The sequence below is a fragment of the Exiguobacterium sp. TDN 0502 genome (assembly GCF_050846835.1).
Lineage (GTDB): Bacteria > Bacillota > Bacilli > Exiguobacteriales > Exiguobacteriaceae > Exiguobacterium_A.
In genome coordinates this window covers 1-582 of sequence record NZ_JBOZGJ010000041.1, presented here as the reverse complement: position 1 = coordinate 582, position 582 = coordinate 1, and the positions used below count along the sequence as shown (strand labels likewise).

Below are 582 nucleotides of genomic sequence, written 5' to 3'. Positions count from 1 at the left end.
GACACCGAAAAAATACGGTGTACTGGCAGCCTAATCAAGGTGTTTTATATGTGTCTCATATTGCTAGGTCAGTCTAAAATGAGGGGTTTTTGTATCGGTGATGCCCATGAATGAATAGCTCCTCCGTGTAAGTTACTTTTTAAGGTATAATTCAAAATGAAAGATCATATGAAAGGACGGATGTAGGAATGGATGTCATCTCCTTTGGTCAGAAAGAAAATAATCAACGCTACATAACAAGACCGGCTGTCTATGCTGTAATGTTCAATCATCAGTTAGACAAAATAGCTATCATTCAAAAAAATGACGGAAAATATTTTCTTCCAGGTGGCGGAATCGATGCACACGAAACGCACGAGGACTGTCTTAAAAGAGAAGTTTTAGAAGAAACCGGACTGGATATCGAAATCGGTGCTTTTATCGGACGCGCAAATCGATATTTCTATTCACAAAATGAAACGACGTATTACTTGAACGAAGGACAGTTCTATCGTTGCGATGCTGGTGTGTAATGCAGAATAGGAGTGCAGACTTGTGCGACGGAAACGTACACAGTTCTGCACTCCTTTTGCGAAAAAAGAA

The 582-nt window shown here is 39.9% G+C and carries 1 protein-coding gene; it reads left to right on the top strand.

Annotation, left to right across the window (positions count from 1 at the left end):
- The first annotated feature begins 188 nt into the window (after nt 1–188).
- Nucleotides 189–512, top strand: coding sequence for an NUDIX domain-containing protein (locus ACRPK8_RS15815; protein ID WP_432238994.1), 324 nt, complete (start codon nt 189–191; stop codon nt 510–512).
- Nucleotides 513–582: the final 70 nt, after the last annotated feature.